Origin of the sequence: Evansella sp. AB-P1 (assembly GCF_029688925.1) — a bacterium.
Taxonomy (GTDB): Bacteria; Bacillota; Bacilli; order Bacillales; family Salisediminibacteriaceae; genus Evansella.
In genome coordinates, this window is the sequence record NZ_JARUKY010000022.1 from 34,977 (window position 1) to 52,655 (window position 17,679).

Here is a 17,679-nt window from a genome sequence, read left to right on the forward strand (position 1 = left end):
ACTACACTCCTTCCAATTCTGAAATAATATCTTTCAATGTATTTTTCAAAACAAATTGTCGATATTTATCAGACCCTTCCGTATCATTTAAAATAGGGGTTGGGACGTTTTCAATGAAATATTGAATCCTACTATCAGTAGTTATACTTCGATTATTTATTATTTGTTCTAGCTGTTGTGAACGAAATGGATATTCTGTAAGTCCGCTAATTGCAAGCCGTATTGTATTTTCTATCTTTAATGCAGCAATTGAAATAACTGGGTAGCCAGCATCCCATTGTCTTCTGCGTTTTATTGCTATATGTGAGGCATCTAAATACTTTTTATCGGTAACAAGCTGAATAAGCATTTCTCCATCGTCAAGTTGAAGCTCTTTATTAAAAATATCATTAATTGGTAAGGCTTTTATCCCATCCTCGCTAGCTATTAAAACTGTACTATTTGCTAATAAGAAAGGTAAAACTGCTTCACGATAAAAGATATTTCCACATATATTTCCTCCTAACGTTATTTTCGTTCTAGCCGTATGGTCTGCGACCTCACGGGAAACCTTTGATAACAATGGAAATAAATCATTGCTTTCTATTTGTGTCAGTGAAAGAGCAGCACCCAGATATAGATGTTTATCATCAAATTTTTGTACCATGCAATCATTAATATCTTTAATATCAATTACTGCTTCAGTGTATATATTGTTTAATCTTCCTAGTGTAATAATTTCTGTTCCACCAGAAAAATACATTGGCTCTTTTCCTCTTATCGCTAATGTTTTATATAATGAAACTGCCTCTTTCACAGTGGTTGGTTTATAATATTCAAATTGAAATGGTATCATTGCTTATTCCCCTCCTTTTCCCACCATATTAATTCAGGAGTGATTGGGAGATTATGCAATGAAACATTAGCTGCTTCCGATAAAGCATTTGCAAGTGCTGCTGGCATACCTAAAAGTCCTTGCTCCCCCACACCTCTGGCACCGTATGGAGCATCAAGGTGTGGTGTCTCTATGAAATCTACTACATATTCTGGGTGGTCACCATAATATAAAGGGCGATATGTTCTTAACTGGGGATTTAACACTCTTCCTTCTGTATCAAAAATAAATGTTTCGCGTCCGCCAAATGCTATTCCCATACTCATTGCTCCAACGACTTGCCCTCGAGCCCCTTTATAATTTAATACTTTTCCAACATCAAGTATAGAAACTGCTTTAATTATTTTATACGTATAGTCACGTTTATCAAATTCAATCTCCACTCCTTGCGCACCAACAGCCCACTCCGGCCCAGGTCTTCCTGCTCCCGTTTCTGGGTCCAAATTTGTCATTCTACTCTGAATATACGTACCACTCCCAATAATCTGGCCACCAATGGCATTTCCATTTGGATACGTATAGCCATGAGAGATTTCATGAAAATGAAGACCAATTTCTGGTTCCTCCCTAATAAAAACTCTCATATTCCCTACTGCTAAATCATCTGGATTTACCCTTAATACTTGAGATGTAATACCTTTAAGCTTTCTAATGACATCATCAGCAGCAGCCAATACAGCTCTTCCTGCCATGAATGTCCCTCTACTTGCAACTGTTTTCCAATGCTCTGGAGTCGTTTGAGTATCTACAGTCATTTTTACATGAATGTTATTAACGTTCATTTTTAATTTTTCAGCAAGCATTTGAGCTAAAACGGTTTTTGTCCCCGTACCAATTTCTACAACACCTGAAATCAGATTAATTGAACCATCCTCATTAAAGGTCAATATTGCACCTGAGCTAGAATCTGTTGGAATTGTTGAGTTTTTCCATACACAGGAGATTCCTTTCTGTCGAACAATACGTTCACTTATTTCCTGTCTTGTACCTTCATGCCAATTCATTCTATTCTTTAAACGTTTTATACATTCTGGTAGGTTGCCGACTGTACTACTATTTAGGCGAACTTGAGTAGGAGTTGTATGTCCTGGTAAAATAGCATTTTTTTCTCTTAACTCTAGTGGGTCTATTTGTAATTTTTTCGCTAATATATCCATTGCTCTTTCAAATGCTGATAAAACCTCTGAATGGCTAAAGCCTCGATATGGTGCTGGGTAAGGATGATTCGTATATACACTATAGGAGTCACACCAAATATTTTCAATATAATATGGCCCAGTACAATCAACACCACCTGCACGACAAAGATGGACTGCTTTATCAGAATAGGCGCCACCATCGAATAAATACTGAATTTCGGCTACCTTTAAATAACCGTTCTTTGTACTGCCTAACTTTATTCTTGCATCTAATCCAACATGGCATGGAGACGTTATCATATCTTCTTCTCTTGAATTTATCATTTTAACTGGCCGTCCCCCAACAGCCTTTGAGGCGAGGTATGCAAGAATCTCTAATTGAACAGAAGCTTTACCTCCATACCCACCACCTACAAGTGGTGTGTTAACGATGATTTTCCCTTCCTCTATATTAAAATAAGAGCTAAGTAATTTTTTTATCATATATGGGGCTTGTGATGAAGAAGTGATATATAGATAACCATTAGGTTTTATCTCAGCTGTTACAGCTCTCGTCTCCATTGCAATATGATCCGATGGATGAAAGGAAAATTCCATTTCTATCCGCACATCACTTTCACTCCATCCATGACTCACATTCCCTTTTCTAATTCGGAAATAATTAGATATATTTGATTTGGGTATAGGATTAGCACCATCATCTCTTTCATATTTACTAACATCTTCATGTACTAGAGGAGCATCTTTTTTTATCGCTTCCCTTGGTGAATTCACAACTGGAAGTGCTTCGTAATCTACTTTTATTAAACTGGCACCTTGTTTGGCAATTATAGGATTATCAGCTACAACAACGGCAATAACTTCACCATGGAACCGAACTTTATCGTAGGCAATTGGGGGGCGATCTCGAATTTCCTCCCCCGTTAATACATGAGGGGTCCCTGTTAAAACAGCTCGAACACCTGTTAATTTTTCCGCTTCTTTTGTATCTACTTCCTTTATTTTGGCATGGGCACATGTAGAAATAACTGCTTTCCCATGAAGAAAGGATGAACTATTGTAATCATTCGTATATTTTGCTCGACCTGATACTTTTTCCTCTGCTTCCTTCCGAACAACACTTTTTCCTATGATCGTCAAATGTATTCCCCTACCTTCCCATACATTTAAAGAAATACTCCTTACTTATCATACTTATTGGTGAAAAGGTAAAATATCCATCATTTATGCTGTTTTACGTCGACAAATATTTTCGAAACATCATACAAACGAGATAACTTATTGGAGAAAACTATATTTGTTGGTACATAAAGAACCTCTATTTTTAGAAGAATAAGGGGAAGAAACATAAAGTGAGGTTGTAAAATGAAAACGAAACCTGCAGAACAAAAGGAAAAGCCATTAAAATGGTGGCAGCTGTCGTTACTTGGTGTAGCCTGTACTATTGGTACGGGTTTCTTTCTTGGGTCTAGTATTGCAATTTCTATGGCTGGCCCCTCCGTTCTCTTTTCGTTTGTATTAGCAGCATTAGGAACATATTTTGTTTATGAATCATTAGCTAAAATGACTATAGCCGACCCACAATCAGGCTCCTTTCGTTCCTATGCAAAAAAAGCTTATGGTCGATGGGCAGGCTTTAGCAGCGGTTGGGTTTACTGGGTTTCAGAAATGCTCATCATGGGTAGTCAAATGACTGCATTGTCAATTTTCACTAGGTTTTGGTTTCCTACAATAGAACTTTGGGTTTTTGCATGCATTTATGCAGTATTAGGTATTGGTGTCATATTAACGGGAACAAAAGGTTTTGACAGAATTGAAAATTTATTAGCAGTATTGAAAATTGCTGCAATCGTTATGTTTATTATTTTGGCATCCTTAGCTTTATTTGGTATATTTGGTCCTGGTAATGAACAAACGACTATTCCTAGAACTTATGATGCTTTCGTCCCTAATGGAATAGCAGGGTTTTTACCATCACTTATTTATGGTTTTTATGGATTTGCTGGAATTGAAATAATCGGATTATTAGCAGTTCGGCTAGAGGAGATGAAAGATGCAACAAAATCAGGCAAGGTAATGCTTTTTATTTTAGCGATAATTTATGTTACGTCCATTGGACTGGCTTTAATCATCGTTTCATGGGACAATTTCACAACGGATAATAGCCCCTTTGTTACTGCATTAAATAATTATGCCATACCATATGTACCACATATTTTTAACGGAGTATTTATAATTGCAGGCTTTTCAACGATGGTTGCATCCTTATTTGCTGTTATACGCATATTAGTTACATTAGCAGAAGATAAGGATGCTCCTTCCTTTTTAGCTAAAAGAATAAAAAATAATACGATTGCTCTACCTGCAGTTGGGTTAACAACAGCTGGTGTTATTATATCGATTATTTTATCCCTTGTAATGCCTGGGAGCATTTACGAATACTTTACGACTGCTGCTGGATTAATGTTATTGTACAATTGGTTTTTCATTATTGGATCCTACGGCAGATTACAAAAGCTCACAACAGGAGAAAATATAAAGCGCTTCACAGGGTTTGCACTTGTTCTATTAGCCATCATTGGAACACTATTTCACGATACAAGTAGACCTGGATTTTATGTAAGCATGTTATTTATTGTTGTCATTGCTATCGTGACTCTTGTAATGAGGCACTTTTGGAATAAAAAACCTAAAAATCCAAATAAAAGAGAATCTACTTCCTTATTTAAGAAAATAAAACTTTAGCTGCTTGGATTCCAAAGTAAACTCCAAAACCAATGAGAGACAAACCAGATAATACTGAGATAGTAGTAAGTAGCTTTGTTGTAAGAAACTTACGCATGGTGCTGGCTAGACAAGCCATTGTAATATCCCAAACTGTAATTCCAATGAAAATAGCTATGCAATATACAATTACTTGGCTTGTTCCATATGCAGTAACCGTTTTTGCTAATATAGAACCAAAAATACCAAGCCAAAAAAGTATAGTCAGAGGGTTGAACAGAGACATAAAAAAGCCTGCTAAAAATGATTTTAAATGCGACTCTTTTTTGGATCTCATGTCTTGTAATGAGATTTGGTTTGTACTAGATAAGCTTTCTATACCCGTATACACTAGAACAAAAAAACCGAATAACCATAAGAAGGATTGAACAAAAGGAATCTCTATTAAATGGTATACACCTAAAAATACGAGGAGCATGTAAAAACCATCTGCAATCGTAGCCCCTAATCCTACTAGCCAAGCATGAAAAAAACCATTTTTAATGCCTCTATCAATTTGAGCTGCATTAACAGGTCCAATTGGTGCAGCTAAAGACAAGCCTAAAAAAATATATGTGAGAAAAATATGCATGTAACAATCCTCCAGTTTATTTTTATGGGACAAGGAGATCTTGTACATGTTTATTCAACTAGTTAAAAAATAATGAAGAATTATATAAAATAAAAAACTCGCCTCAGCGAGTTTTTTATTCCTTTTCTGATTCAAATTCCACCTTTGTACCGCCAACTGATAGGTAACTATATACTTCAAAGTCTGGATTTACTTTTAATAATCCTTGTATATATGGCTTTACTAGATCTTTAAAGTCTTCCCTGACTCCTTCCTCTTCTAATTGCCCATACACGTACATTTTCATTTTTTCTTCCTCCATCAGAAACGCTAAGTATCCAACGGCTTTATTGTTGTTTGTAATGATATTTAATACTTGTGCATCACTTTTAATAAGTTCTGGAGAGAAAAATAATTCCATGAAATCGTCTCCTTCTTAGCAGTCGTTAGTGATCATTTATGATTTAGTGTCTTTCAATTAGGAGCAATTCATTCACCTTGCTCCTTTACTTTTTGAAATAGGAGGGATGAGAATTCGAATGACTGTCCCTTTTTCTATTTCACTTTTAATTATTAATAGTCCATTATGTTCTTCAATAATTTTTTTGGTTATCATCATCCCAAGGCCAGTTCCATTTTCCTTTGTTGAAAAGAATGGAGTTCCTATTTTTTTAATAACAGTTTCGGAAATGCCCTCACCTGTGTCTGTAATTTCGATAATAACATTTTTTTCTGTCTGGGAAGTGGAAATGAGAAGCTTTCCACCATTAGGCATTGCTTCTTTTCCGTTCTTTATTACATTTATAAATACTTGCTTCAATTGGCTTTCATCACCGTAAACAAATGAAAAATCAGGTTGAAAATAATGAATAACTTCAATGTTTTTCGATTTTAACTGAACTTCGAACAAAATAATAACATCTGAAATAAGCATGAATATCCACTGGCTTAAATATTAAAGCTTGAGGCTTACCTAATACGAGAAGTTCACTTATGATTACATCAATCCGTTTTAATTCAGAGAGAATGATTGATGAAAAACGTTTATATTTGTTTTGGTGTACTAATATTATAAGTGTAGCCTTTGTGACTTCGTCTGGAGTCGTCATCATCCACTGCTGAACCAGTCTATTTTAATAGTAGACCTCTCATGCAAATAATCATTTGTACCATTGGGTGTGAGGGTGAAAAGGGTATCTTAAAATTTAAATTCCATTTTAGATTTCTCAGTATTCCAAACTAAATAAGCATTGAACGTTTTACCGCCCTTCTTTAAACCTTCAAGCTTATTTGTACTATTCTCCAATAATAGCTTCTTAACATTAGACATGGAAAGTTTTTTTCCTAATACATTTTTAGAAATGGTAAAATTACAATTCGTTTTTGAATAATTTGAACAACCATAAAAGGAACCTTTATCTACAACGAACCCATCTGTACACTTCTTACATTTACCAATGGGTCCTTTCCCTCTTTTCCCTTTAAATCCCTTCGTTTTTGTTGAATTTTTATTTATATCGTCAATATTAACTGAATCTAATGACCAATGCTTTGACTGTATTATAGCATCCTCGATCAGTTTTGCTGTTAGTCTTTTTGACTGCTCCATAAATACATTTGGAGACGCTTCACCTTGTCCAATTTCGAACAAGCGTTGTTCCCACTTTGCCGTCATTTCTGGTGATGCTAAAATACTAGAACCAACTGCATCAATCAATAATTTCCCTTTTTCTGTTGGGGATACTTGATTTTTTTCCACATTAATATATTTTCGATCCTTTAAAACACCGATAATCCCTGCACGAGTAGCTTCTGTTCCAAGTCCTTCTGTTCGATTAAGGATCTTTACAAGTTCATTATCATCTAAATGCTTACCTGCAGTCTTCATTAGTGTGATTAATTCACCCTCTGTATACCTTTTTGGAGGCTGTGTCCTTCCTTTTTTAATTGCAACATCCTCCACTTTTCCTATCTCTCCTTCCTTTAAGGAAGGTAAATCCTGTTCCTCTTCTTCTGAATTATCCTTTTGTTTTCGATCCCTAAATATAATTCTTCTCCAGCCTTCTTGTACTGTTTCCTTGCCTTTTGAAATAAATGTTGCTCGGTGGTCAACTAGTGTATGTATCGTCGTGTAATCAACAATTGCTTTATCCTCATGTGCAGAAAGCAAGCGTTCTACTATTAATGTATATATCTTTTCTTCCTCATTAGATAGCTTCGTAGGATCAGTCACTTGCTCTGTTGGTATAATTGCATAATGGTCAGAAACTTTTTTATCATTTACAAAGCGTTTATTACTTATTAATGATTTGTGATGTAACGGAAAAAATGTTTTGTATTTTGGAATTTCACTTATTTTTTGAAGAATAGATGGGAGCATATTTGCTTCTTCTTTCGTAATAAAATTTGAATCACTTCGAGGATAGGAGATGATACCTTTTACATATAGCTTTTGAGCAACATCCAACGTTTGTTGTGGTGAGAACTTAAAACGCTTATTTGCTGTAGCTTGTAAGCTAGAAAGATTAAATAAATATGGGGCTGGAAATTCTTTTCGATTTTTTTCTATCGATTGTATGGTTGCATCTTTTCCAATACAAAATCCCTTTATTCTTTCAGCCATTTCCTTCTCTTTTAGACGGGATTCTTTTTCTTTATGCCATGTACCTTCATATTTTTTTCCATCCATTTTAAATGTTGCCTTAACTTCCCAAAAATCCTCTTGTTTAAATTGATTAATCTCTTTTTCACGTTTCACAATTAATGCTAGTGTTGGCGTTTGAACTCGACCAGTGGAAAAAACATCGTTAATACCTTTTTGCTGAAGTAAGAGAGTGTATGCTCTCGAAGCATTCATCCCAATAAGCCAATCTGCACATGATCTGCTTAGTGCTTCAAAATAAATATTTCTTGTATCTGCTTCATCTAATAAATTTTCAAATCCTTTTGTCACAGCTTTCGGTGTTAAAGATGATATCCACAGCCGTTTCATTCTTTTATTGTTTTTACATAAGTTTAAAATGATTCGAACAATAGCCTCCCCTTCTCGTCCGGCGTCTCCAGCTATTATAATTTCTTCTATATCACTACGGTGTACAAGACCTTTAATAATATTGAATTGTTTCCACTTAGAACGACTTACACGATGATTAAATTTGCTTGGGATGATTGGTAACGCATCCAATGACCATTTTTTCCATTTGTTATCATATTCTTCTGGAGGTACTAACTCACATAAATGCCCTACTGCCCATGTACAGAGAGCACCTTTTGGAAAAACCTGATTTGGAGAAATTTCGATATAGCCAGTTTTTTTTTGATGAGAAAATGGTGATGCAAGTTTAGATCCTTGGTCCGGCTTTTCAGCAATGATTAATTTCATAATTTGAAACCACCTTTACATAGGCATAATAATACGTCCAAAAGAGAACATTTGTTTTCATTATAGTATAATTTCACGAATTAGAATAGGAAAAAATGAACAAAGTTATCTTTGATTAAGAAATTAAACATGATATGATTTGATTACATTTATTTATGTTAATTGGTGGTGTATAAAATGATAGAACAGTTTTTAAACCCATCTACTTTTCGTGAACAAGCCTTATTTCTTTCACCAGCACACATTATCGTACTTATCGTATTTGTTCTATCTATGGTATGGATCTATTTCCATAGAAACAAACAATACATGAGGCATGTACGTTGGATTATCTTTGTGCTCCTTATTTTTTCTGAAATTTCACTTATAGCTTGGACAATATACCATGGGCTATGGAGTGTACGTTTTCATTTACCATTAAATCTTTGTACCATTAGCCTCTATGTTACAGCTTTTATGATTGTTTTTCGTTCCTACGCCATATTCGAAATTGTTTATTTTTTTGGAGTTGGAGGAGCTATACAAGCTTTACTAACACCAGATTTATTTTACACATTTCCACACTTTCGTTTCCTTCATTTTTTCATAGCACATATCGCCATTATCTTAGGGATTTTTTATATGGTATTTGTATATAAATTTAGGCCAACATTTCGATCCATGATTAAATCCTTTGTAGCTTTAAACGTCATAGCCTTTATCGTCTTTTGGGTTAATATAATGACTGGTGCAAACTATATGTTCTTAGCAAGAAAACCTGAAGGACCTAGTATACTTGATCTACTAGGCCCCTATCCATGGTACATATTATCACTTGAACTTGTTGCCATTGTCATGTTTATCCTATTATATCTCCCTTTTTACATTTTACAAAAAAAAGAGGAATGACTTTTTTCATTAGTCATTTCTCTTTTTTATTAGCTGTTTTAATTCCATTACATCGTTATCAGAAATTTCGTCATTGCTATATTTTGCTTTTTCATATGCTTTTTCTAATCTATTCAGCTTATTTTCTTCCAATGGATATTTTTCCTTACCTTTTATATTCCTTAACGTTTCTTTCGGGGTCTCACTTCGCTTAAAGGGATACCCTTGTTTAATTTGTTCTAAAATGACATGACGATAAATGTAACGTGCTCTTTCTCGATTATTTTTTAAACTAGTCCAGCTTGGTTCCCTTTTGAAAATGTCTGAAAGAAAATCCTTTGCTCTATCTTGATATTTTTTTCTCCAATCCTTCCAATTCAACACACTTTCCTTTTCATCAAAATAATGACTAGCATCTTGTTCAGCACCTGCTTTATTAAGAAGTTGTTTCAACCATTTCATTACCCAAGAGAATACACCCTTTAGTACTCTCATGAATTTTTTTATAATATATACAATCATTAAAATCACGACAACACTTATGCAAATTAATAAAATAATAAGGAGTGTATTGGACATATTACCTGGTTCACCTGTAGGTGGGGCCATACCAAATTCTCTTTCTTCCAAAATCTCTTCACCATTAAGAAACGTAAACAACCATGTAACAAATCTAGAAATCGATAAAAATATGAAACCAATTGTATTTAAAAAACCATCTTGTATCATTCTATAATTCGCTAAAATTACGACAAATACAAGTGTCAATATAATAAAAAATCTATTTTGTAGTATCACACTACGACTTAGTAAGGATGATTTCTTCTTTGATAAAGTTACAACCTGTAGCTGTCTTGAATTCTGTATAAACAAAGTAATTACTAGAGTAAGCATTCCTGCCCAAATAATTAGATTCGTATACGCTTGTAAGTGATCTATGTTCGGAAAAAGGAAGGCGAGAATAAAATAGATCGATAAACTAAGCCATGAAAAAACGGTATGATATACTGAAGCCCACTCTTTCTTTCCATAGCTTATCCCTCTCATCATCATAAACATACTAAAGAACATCATAAACAATCGTGAAAATATCTCTTCCATGATGAAATAACCCACGGATACACTTACTACAGCTGAGATAAGTATAAAAAACATCATCCGTTCTAATCTTAACAAAGCCCCACAAATCACACCCACAAGAAATATAACAGGAAGAATAATAAACCATATTAGTATTAAATCTGTTGGAATAAAGTAGATACCTATTATTACTAGTAAAGGAAATAAGCTTAAATATTCTACAAATCCAGTTGCCCATTTCACCAAAATTTCTTTCAAAGGATTATTGGACATTCTTTTCACCCTGCTCTATTCCGACATCTATGTTTTTGCTGTCTTGCAACCAAAGAATCTCAACTGCATTCCCTTCCTTTTCAAGCTCCCAAATATGTTCTTCCATTTTTCTTGTCATCATAGACGTAATAAATAAAATATCAGTATCTCTTCTTTTACTTGTTACATCCTCTTCCAAGAAGCGATTGAAGCTCTTGCTCCTATCCATCTTTAATTTTGACATCGTTTGAAAAAGGTAATGCAAGTGATCTGAGCCGTAGTTCGGTTCAACACGGACCGATTTCTTTATCCGTTCAACTTTGGCACCAGGTTCAATAATGTATGAATTACAACCAAAGCCTGTTGAAATTCCTTGTTCAATGGCATTCTGAGCAATAGAAGCAGCATATGAAATACCAGTCTCAATGAGCCCCTCATTTTGAATAGGCATCCAGATATCCTCTGTAAGATCAAAATTAAGATAAATCATTAAGTGGTGATCTGCAGTATAGTCGTTCTTACTTACCTGCAAAGTATTTGTTCTTGCTGTAGCCTTCCAGTTAATTGTTTTCATCGGATCTCCATAGGAATACTCCCTAACACCTGCAATAATAAAGGGGTCTTCCATAATCCATCTTCGAACCGTAATATCCCCTTGCCAACTTCTTGACGGAAGTGGTATTTCATCAAGAGAAAGTAACTTTGGATATACAAATACTTCCGCTGATATATTAATTGTTTCTTTTTTATTTACCAAACCAAAAGGATCACCACTTGTCATTGAAACATGCTTTTGCCAATAGTGTCCTCTTTTTTCCCCTTTTAAATAATAATGTCGTTTAATTTTTTGGAAAGGAAGTAAGCTAAATAAGCTTCGGTGAAACTGATCATGTGCAATATCTAAGGTCGATTTGGTTTGAAATTGAAGGTGTTCACTAAATTTTGATTCTAATCGTAACCATGGAACCGGTAACAGCTTCCGATTAACGATTTCTTCAATCATTTTTAGCTCTTCCCCTTCAAATATTGCGTCCTTATTAAAGTAGCGGTTGTAATAAATATGCTTTAGAGCTCTTTTTTCATAAAGGACTCGTTGCAAGAAAATGATGACAACTGTTAAGAAGATTAACCATTGGAGAGTCATCGTTTCTGTAACTCCTTTTCCAATGTTTCTTCTGATGGAACAGTTACTTCCTCCAAAAGTCTATCTAATATAAGATTAGCCTCATTGGGATTCATCCTCATCGACTGACTTAATACCAATCGATGACTTAATACAGGTTTCACCATCCTCTTCACGTCATCTGGTATCACATAAGTCCTTCCCTTAATTGCAGCATATGCCTGTACTGACTTAAGAAGTGCTTGACTCCCCCTTGGACTAACCCCTAATTTCACTTGTGAATTATTCCTTGTTGCTTCCACAATATCCATAATATATGCTAATATCTCATCACTAACATACACCTTTGAATAATGGTTTTGTGCTAATATTACTTCCTCCTCTGAAACGATAGGTTGCAAATTTTCTATAGGATTATTTTCTTTAAATCGTTTTAAAATTTCTATTCCTTCTTCTGGTGAAGGATAACCTAGATTAACTTTAAGTAAAAAGCGATCTAATTGTGCTTCTGGTAGAGGAAATGTTCCTTGATTTTCAACTGGATTTTGCGTTGCAATGACTAGAAAAGGGCGTTCTAATTTTCTGGTTACCCCTTCAATCGTTACTTGTCTCTCTTCCATACATTCTAAAAGAATAGATTGCGTTCGAGGTGTAGCGCGATTAATTTCGTCTGCAAGTACTAGATTTGAAAATATAGGTCCTGGTCTAAACTCAAACTCTCCTTTTTTCTGATTAAAGAAGTTTATTCCACTTACATCTGTCGGGAGTAAATCAGGGGTAAATTGTACACGCTTAAACGTTGAATCAATCGATTTCGCTAAAGATTTTGCAAGGAGTGTCTTTCCAGTACCAGGTACATCTTCAAGGAGGACGTGACCTGACGAAATCAAGGATACAAGTAGTAGATCCACTACGTCATCTTTTCCAATCATTACTTTTGAAATGTTTTCTTTAACTTTTTCTGAAACCTCTTTGATCTCGATTAAATTAACCATGCAATTCTCCTTTAACTGTATGATTTGTCCTCTTTTCTCGTATAACACTGTATTCTACATAAATGGTAAATATCCTTTTATCACAAAGTCTCACCCTGAAAATAAGCGTTAGTTCAGGAGTGGAATGCGGCGACTCTAGCGGAGAAAGCAACAGGCGAAGACTCGACCCTTCGCCACGTAAGTGGGAAGGGGGGAGGCTGAGGCGTTGCCCGCACAGCCAGGATGGCAGGATTATGCCGTTGCCCACAGGACGTGGGCTTCCCTTAGGTATAATTGTTCCGCATAGAACGGATGAACTTCCTGATGAGTATTTTCATCCTCCATGGTGAAAGTTTTGCTTACATCGGAGGTCTACCCTGAAAATAAGAAAGAAGCGGCCATTGTTACCGTAAACGGCGGAAAAACAAAAATGCGGGATAAAAGAAGCCTCCTTTGTTACCGCAAATGGCAGAAAAGCAGAATTGCGGGATGATGAAGCCGATATTCTTCCCGCAAACGGTATGAGATTGGATTTGCGGAAGGTAGTATACCTCCTTAGATAGAAAATTTTCATCCCCATGGTGCAAATTTACACTTGCATAGGCGGTCTACCCTGAAAATAGAAGTTGATAAATATAGAAAATGAATTATTGTACCAAAAATAGTTCAGTAGTGAAGGGAGGCGACTCTAGCGGGAAAAGCAATAGATACGAACATACTTGACTTTAAACCATCATAAAAAATGGTTCTCTATTAGGAGAACCTGACACAGAAAAATTATTCTAATTTATCTTGTTGATATAGAAGTTCCATTAATTCTTCATAAGTAAAGGAATGAACTACTTCATCCTTAATGAATACATTTTCTTTTTGTTCCTTAGAAGCAATAATTGCCTTAATTCCAGCAATGTTTACTTTCTTATCAATTAAATATTTTATTTCCGTTAAACGTTCTATATCATTAAGGGAAAATGTTCTTTGATTTCCTTTATTCCTTACAGGAGTGATTAAATTTTGCTCCTCATAGTAACGAATTTGTCTTCCTGATAAATTTGTTACATCTTCAACAAAGCGCATCGGAAATATTGCTAAATGATTTGGTATATGATTTAACACGACACCTCCCCCCCTTTTCATTGAATCTAATTTTCTTTTTAATAGGCTGTGATAAAAGATGGTTTTGTTTAATAGAAATTTGATTTTTTCCAGATGATGTCAGATTCCAGCGGGAAGAGCAATAGCTACGAGCATTTATATCACCCTTTATTTGCCAATTGTCTCAACGGATTTAGCTTCAGAGCAAAACTTGCAAAAGAAGAGACAGAGCAAACTGAAAGATAATTCTCCCCAAGGGTTGTCTGTGTGTTAGGTACACCCTTGCCTACTGGACATAAGCAGCTCTTAGGCGTATTTTTAGCACGTAGAAGCAAAAATTAAGAAATTGTTATCTACTGTTAGCTAAATATGTGTACACATCTTTTAAATTACTAAACCCTAACTTTTGAATCGTTCCAATATTTTCTGCCCATAGCTTTGCAGTTCCAATAGCATCATGTAAGGCATGATGTCTCTGATTAATTGTAATACCAAAGTGATTACAACAATCATCTAACGTTATTAAATTGCCACTTGGCTCGATAATCTTTGTTAAAAAGGTTGTATCAACAATCCGGTGTTCAAACTGTGTTCTTAAAACATTCCAGGTCATATGTTGCATAAAGTTTCTTTCATGCGTAGCGTGATGTGCTACAAGGGTGTTCCCTTGTATATATTTATAAAAGTCTATAAGTACCTTCTCAATTGGGGGAGCCTTCTCTAATTGATCTTTTGTAATTCCAGTTAATTCTTCAATTTCTTTTGAAGGGGCATCTTGACTTAATATTAAGGAATAAAACACATCGTCCTCCAAAACATGATCGCCATTTACTTTAACAGCTCCTATTGATAAAATTTTATCCCCTTTACTAGGATAAAAACCTGTAGTCTCTAAATCGAACACGATGACATTCAGATCTGAAAAGGGTATCTCAAGGGAATCTTCTCTTTTTATTTCCCTTTGTAGTTGTCTGAGATACGCTACCTGTCGAGCATCTGTTTGATTTAAGACAGTAGAGTATACATTTGGATTTAACTTTCCTGATAGCTGTTTTATAAATTGAATCATTGGATTCATATATCTTTAACCCCTTTGTTGTATAATCCCCTTTGTCTTTTGAAACAACTTGTAACCATTTTTCATCATTATTTTAATTTCTTTCTTTTCATTTGATGATAATGCTTCAATACTTATTAAATTTACATTATCATCTTCATTCAACCTTTTTTGAAAATGCAAACGCAATTCAAGAATTCTATGAAAAGTTTCTTCATATTCTTTCATATCCTTATAAAATGCTGTTAAATGATTAAATCGCGATAAAGTGGAAGGTAAATAAATTCTTTCTTTAAATGCAAGTAATCGGACTGAATTCACATATGGGAATAATATCTTTTCTTTTATATGAATATGCCCTTTTCCTTTACTATTCGTTTCAGGGAGTAGCTGTCCAAAGAAACCTATACCTTTTTTTACATACCCCACATTATCTAACAATCGAAATATTATGTTCTGTTCTTTGTCTAATCTTTTAAAAATGATATCTTTTAAAACTCTTAAAAAATCACTCTCTCCTACTAGCACTCTGGAATCAAATAAAATAGAAATGTTTCGAAGGGACTGCCAGCTATCTTCCGTTAACCACCCGCTTACCTGCCGTTCCCATTCATCAATAGATTTGCACCACAACGGATTAGAAGCCATAACTTTCCCATCACACAAATCATAGTCGCAAATAGATAGCCCTTTTGATATTTCTTTTCCAAGCCTTATAAAATAGTTAGCATTCTCATTATTTGATTTCTCATATATGATTCCATGATCTTGATCACTCCAAAATGATTGTTCAAACCTACCTGCGCTTCCCATTAGAAAGAAAGCAAAGCGAGAAGGGGGCGACCCCAACTCACTTTTAACTTCTGCAACAGCTATTTCTACAATAGATTGCATTAACTCATCGTGTATTTCATTTAGTAATATGTGATCTTCTGTTATCACTTTAATCCGATCTGACCGTAACTCTTTTATGTCCTCATACCTCATACCTTGTGAAGAATATCCATCTTCTATCACCCCTTTGTTTATAGAGGTATATCTATTATGCTCCCGGAGCTTTATTTTCCTCAGTAGGCATATTCTCTGGGTAACCGTAGCTTCCGTGCTCTGCCATATCAAGCCCAATTAGCTCTTCTTCCTCAGATACTCGGATACCACCCATGATTGTTACCATTACCTTTAAGATAATAAATGATAATACGAAAGCGAATAAACCTGAAGATACAACCCCTATAGTTTGAACACCTAACTGTGTTAAACCACCACCGTAGAATAGGCCCGCTTCTCCACCGTTCATTGCTGCTAATTCAGGTGTTGCAAAGAAGCCGGTGGAAATGGTTCCCCAAATACCTGCAATACCATGAACAGATAAAGCGAATATTGGGTCATCAATTTGCATTTTCTCAAAGAATTTCATGCTCGCATATACGATTAATCCACCAATCACACCGATTACTACTGCTGCCCAAGGTGCTACGAAAGCACAAGATGCTGTGATTGCAACTAAACCTGCTAAAGCACCATTTAAAGTTGTTGGTATGTCTGCTTTTCCAGAAAGCGCCCATACGATAAACATGGCTGCAATAGCACCTGCTGCTGCTGCTAATTGTGTGTTAAGTGCTACATAACCGAAGAAGGCACCATCTACACCTAATGTACTACCTGCGTTAAATCCAAACCAACCTACCCAAAGGACTAGAACACCTAATGCTGTATATACTTGGTTATGTCCAGCTAAGTCGTTTGGTGAACCATCTTTGTTGAATTTCCCAATACGTGGTTTTAAAATTATCGTTGCTGCTAATGCTGCCATAGCACCAGTTAAATGAACAACGGTTGAACCTGCAAAGTCTTGTTTTCCAAGATCTGCTAACCATCCGTCTCCCCAAATCCAGTGAGCAACAACTGGATAGACGATTGCTGAGAACGCGATAGCGAAAACAACATAAGCAGTAAGTTTCGCCCTTTCAGCAAAACCACCGAAGGCAATCGTTAAGGCAATGGCTGCGAATGCAAGTTGGAACATAAAGTCCGTAGAGCCTGCTAACCCATCGACTTCAGAAGTAAAGTCACCAAAGAAGAAATCGGATAAGCCTATAAATGCGTTTCCTTCTCCATAAATAAATCCATACCCTACAGCCCAGAACACAATGGATGCTACCCCAACTGTAAAGATCGTTTTACCGGCAATGTGACCGGCGTTTTTCATTCTTGTGGATCCTGCTTCCAATAAAATAAATCCACCTTGCATCAGTAGTACTAAAGTAAAACAAACAATAATAAAGACGTTATTCATTAAGTAAATTGGATCCATCTTACACCTCTCCCTTTTTGTGTGAATGTTGTTAACATCCTTTGTTAAGTCCAATTATACTTTTGAAATTTTCTGAAACAACAAATCCGTAAGATTATCTAACAAGGTATTTAAATAGCGTCACTTCAATGTTTATTTACTAAAACGCTTTCAACATTGCTATATAAAGGTTTAAACTTTTTGAAGTG

The 17,679-nt window shown here is 35.3% G+C and carries 15 protein-coding genes; 2 read left to right on the forward strand and 13 right to left on the reverse strand.

Annotated features, from left to right (window positions below):
• Position 1: 1 nt before the first annotated feature.
• A complete protein-coding gene (locus QA612_RS19015) occupies positions 2–835 on the reverse strand; it encodes an FAD binding domain-containing protein (protein WP_278285411.1) in 834 nt (277 codons plus the stop codon).
• Positions 832–3,153 (reverse strand): xanthine dehydrogenase family protein molybdopterin-binding subunit, encoded by a 2,322-nt coding sequence (locus QA612_RS19020; protein ID WP_278285412.1) that lies wholly within the window; start codon positions 3,151–3,153, stop codon positions 832–834. The genes QA612_RS19015 and QA612_RS19020 overlap by 4 nt, the downstream gene beginning before the upstream one ends.
• Before the next feature lie 225 nt (positions 3,154–3,378).
• Between QA612_RS19020 and QA612_RS19025 the strand changes: the two genes are divergently transcribed.
• Positions 3,379–4,758 carry an amino acid permease gene (locus QA612_RS19025; protein WP_278285413.1) on the forward strand — a complete coding sequence of 460 codons (1,380 nt, stop codon included), beginning with the start codon at positions 3,379–3,381 and terminating at the stop codon, positions 4,756–4,758.
• Here QA612_RS19025 and QA612_RS19030 read toward each other — a convergent pair.
• The 4 genes from QA612_RS19030 to QA612_RS19045 all read right to left on the reverse strand — a co-directional run bounded on the left by QA612_RS19030 (position 4,739) and on the right by QA612_RS19045 (position 8,729).
• On the reverse strand, positions 4,739–5,368 hold the full coding sequence (locus QA612_RS19030) for a LysE family transporter (protein WP_278285414.1): 630 nt from the start codon (positions 5,366–5,368) through the stop codon (positions 4,739–4,741). The two genes, QA612_RS19025 and QA612_RS19030, sit on opposite strands and share 20 nt — an antisense overlap.
• 115 nt (positions 5,369–5,483) lie before the next feature.
• Positions 5,484–5,768, reverse strand: coding sequence for a hypothetical protein (locus QA612_RS19035; protein WP_278285415.1), 285 nt, complete (start codon positions 5,766–5,768; stop codon positions 5,484–5,486).
• A gap of 72 nt (positions 5,769–5,840) precedes the next feature.
• The gene (locus QA612_RS19040) at positions 5,841–6,281 is read right to left on the reverse strand and encodes a sensor histidine kinase (protein WP_278285416.1); all 441 of its coding nucleotides are present in this window, start codon (positions 6,279–6,281) and stop codon (positions 5,841–5,843) included.
• 264 nt (positions 6,282–6,545) lie between these two features.
• Positions 6,546–8,729 carry a DNA topoisomerase III gene (locus QA612_RS19045; protein WP_278285417.1) on the reverse strand — a complete coding sequence of 728 codons (2,184 nt, stop codon included), beginning with the start codon at positions 8,727–8,729 and terminating at the stop codon, positions 6,546–6,548.
• A gap of 177 nt (positions 8,730–8,906) precedes the next feature.
• Between QA612_RS19045 and QA612_RS19050 the strand changes: the two genes are divergently transcribed.
• Complete coding sequence (locus tag QA612_RS19050) at positions 8,907–9,617, forward strand: YwaF family protein (protein WP_278285418.1); 711 nt, start codon at positions 8,907–8,909, stop codon at positions 9,615–9,617.
• A gap of 9 nt (positions 9,618–9,626) precedes the next feature.
• Here the strand turns inward: QA612_RS19050 and QA612_RS19055 are convergent, their stop codons facing one another.
• The 7 genes from QA612_RS19055 to QA612_RS19085 form a co-directional block, all read right to left on the reverse strand.
• A complete protein-coding gene (locus tag QA612_RS19055) occupies positions 9,627–10,949 on the reverse strand; it encodes a hypothetical protein (RefSeq protein WP_278285419.1) in 1,323 nt (440 codons plus the stop codon).
• Positions 10,939–12,072 carry a DUF58 domain-containing protein gene (locus QA612_RS19060; RefSeq protein WP_278285420.1) on the reverse strand — a complete coding sequence of 378 codons (1,134 nt, stop codon included), beginning with the start codon at positions 12,070–12,072 and terminating at the stop codon, positions 10,939–10,941. Before QA612_RS19060 ends, QA612_RS19055 begins: the two co-directional genes overlap by 11 nt.
• The gene (locus tag QA612_RS19065) at positions 12,069–13,046 is read right to left on the reverse strand and encodes an AAA family ATPase (RefSeq protein ID WP_278285421.1); all 978 of its coding nucleotides are present in this window, start codon (positions 13,044–13,046) and stop codon (positions 12,069–12,071) included. The genes QA612_RS19060 and QA612_RS19065 overlap by 4 nt, the downstream gene beginning before the upstream one ends.
• Before the next feature lie 756 nt (positions 13,047–13,802).
• Positions 13,803–14,141 carry a MerR family transcriptional regulator gene (locus QA612_RS19070; protein WP_278285422.1) on the reverse strand — a complete coding sequence of 113 codons (339 nt, stop codon included), beginning with the start codon at positions 14,139–14,141 and terminating at the stop codon, positions 13,803–13,805.
• 328 nt (positions 14,142–14,469) lie between these two features.
• Positions 14,470–15,198: an exonuclease domain-containing protein gene (locus tag QA612_RS19075; protein ID WP_278285423.1), complete on the reverse strand. Its 729-nt coding sequence runs from the start codon at positions 15,196–15,198 to the stop codon at positions 14,470–14,472.
• Between the two features lie 6 nt (positions 15,199–15,204).
• Positions 15,205–16,302: a DUF294 nucleotidyltransferase-like domain-containing protein gene (locus QA612_RS19080; protein ID WP_278285424.1), complete on the reverse strand. Its 1,098-nt coding sequence runs from the start codon at positions 16,300–16,302 to the stop codon at positions 15,205–15,207.
• Positions 16,220–17,491, reverse strand: a complete 1,272-nt coding sequence (locus QA612_RS19085) for an ammonium transporter (RefSeq protein ID WP_278285425.1) — start codon at positions 17,489–17,491, stop codon at positions 16,220–16,222. Before QA612_RS19085 ends, QA612_RS19080 begins: the two co-directional genes overlap by 83 nt.
• Positions 17,492–17,679: the final 188 nt, after the last annotated feature.

Coding starts and splice junctions, on each gene's coding strand:
- QA612_RS19015 (WP_278285411.1), bottom strand. CDS start 835: ATGATACCATTTCAATTTGAATATTATAAACCAACCACTGTGAAAGAG.
- QA612_RS19025 (WP_278285413.1), top strand. CDS start 3,379: ATGAAAACGAAACCTGCAGAACAAAAGGAAAAGCCATTAAAATGGTGG.
- QA612_RS19030 (WP_278285414.1), bottom strand. CDS start 5,368: ATGCATATTTTTCTCACATATATTTTTTTAGGCTTGTCTTTAGCTGCA.
- QA612_RS19035 (WP_278285415.1), bottom strand. CDS start 5,768: ATGGAATTATTTTTCTCTCCAGAACTTATTAAAAGTGATGCACAAGTA.
- QA612_RS19040 (WP_278285416.1), bottom strand. CDS start 6,281: ATGCTTATTTCAGATGTTATTATTTTGTTCGAAGTTCAGTTAAAATCG.
- QA612_RS19045 (WP_278285417.1), bottom strand. CDS start 8,729: ATGAAATTAATCATTGCTGAAAAGCCGGACCAAGGATCTAAACTTGCA.
- QA612_RS19050 (WP_278285418.1), top strand. CDS start 8,907: ATGATAGAACAGTTTTTAAACCCATCTACTTTTCGTGAACAAGCCTTA.
- QA612_RS19055 (WP_278285419.1), bottom strand. CDS start 10,949: ATGTCCAATAATCCTTTGAAAGAAATTTTGGTGAAATGGGCAACTGGA.
- QA612_RS19060 (WP_278285420.1), bottom strand. CDS start 12,072: ATGACTCTCCAATGGTTAATCTTCTTAACAGTTGTCATCATTTTCTTG.
- QA612_RS19065 (WP_278285421.1), bottom strand. CDS start 13,046: ATGGTTAATTTAATCGAGATCAAAGAGGTTTCAGAAAAAGTTAAAGAA.
- QA612_RS19075 (WP_278285423.1), bottom strand. CDS start 15,198: ATGAATCCAATGATTCAATTTATAAAACAGCTATCAGGAAAGTTAAAT.
- QA612_RS19085 (WP_278285425.1), bottom strand. CDS start 17,491: ATGGATCCAATTTACTTAATGAATAACGTCTTTATTATTGTTTGTTTT.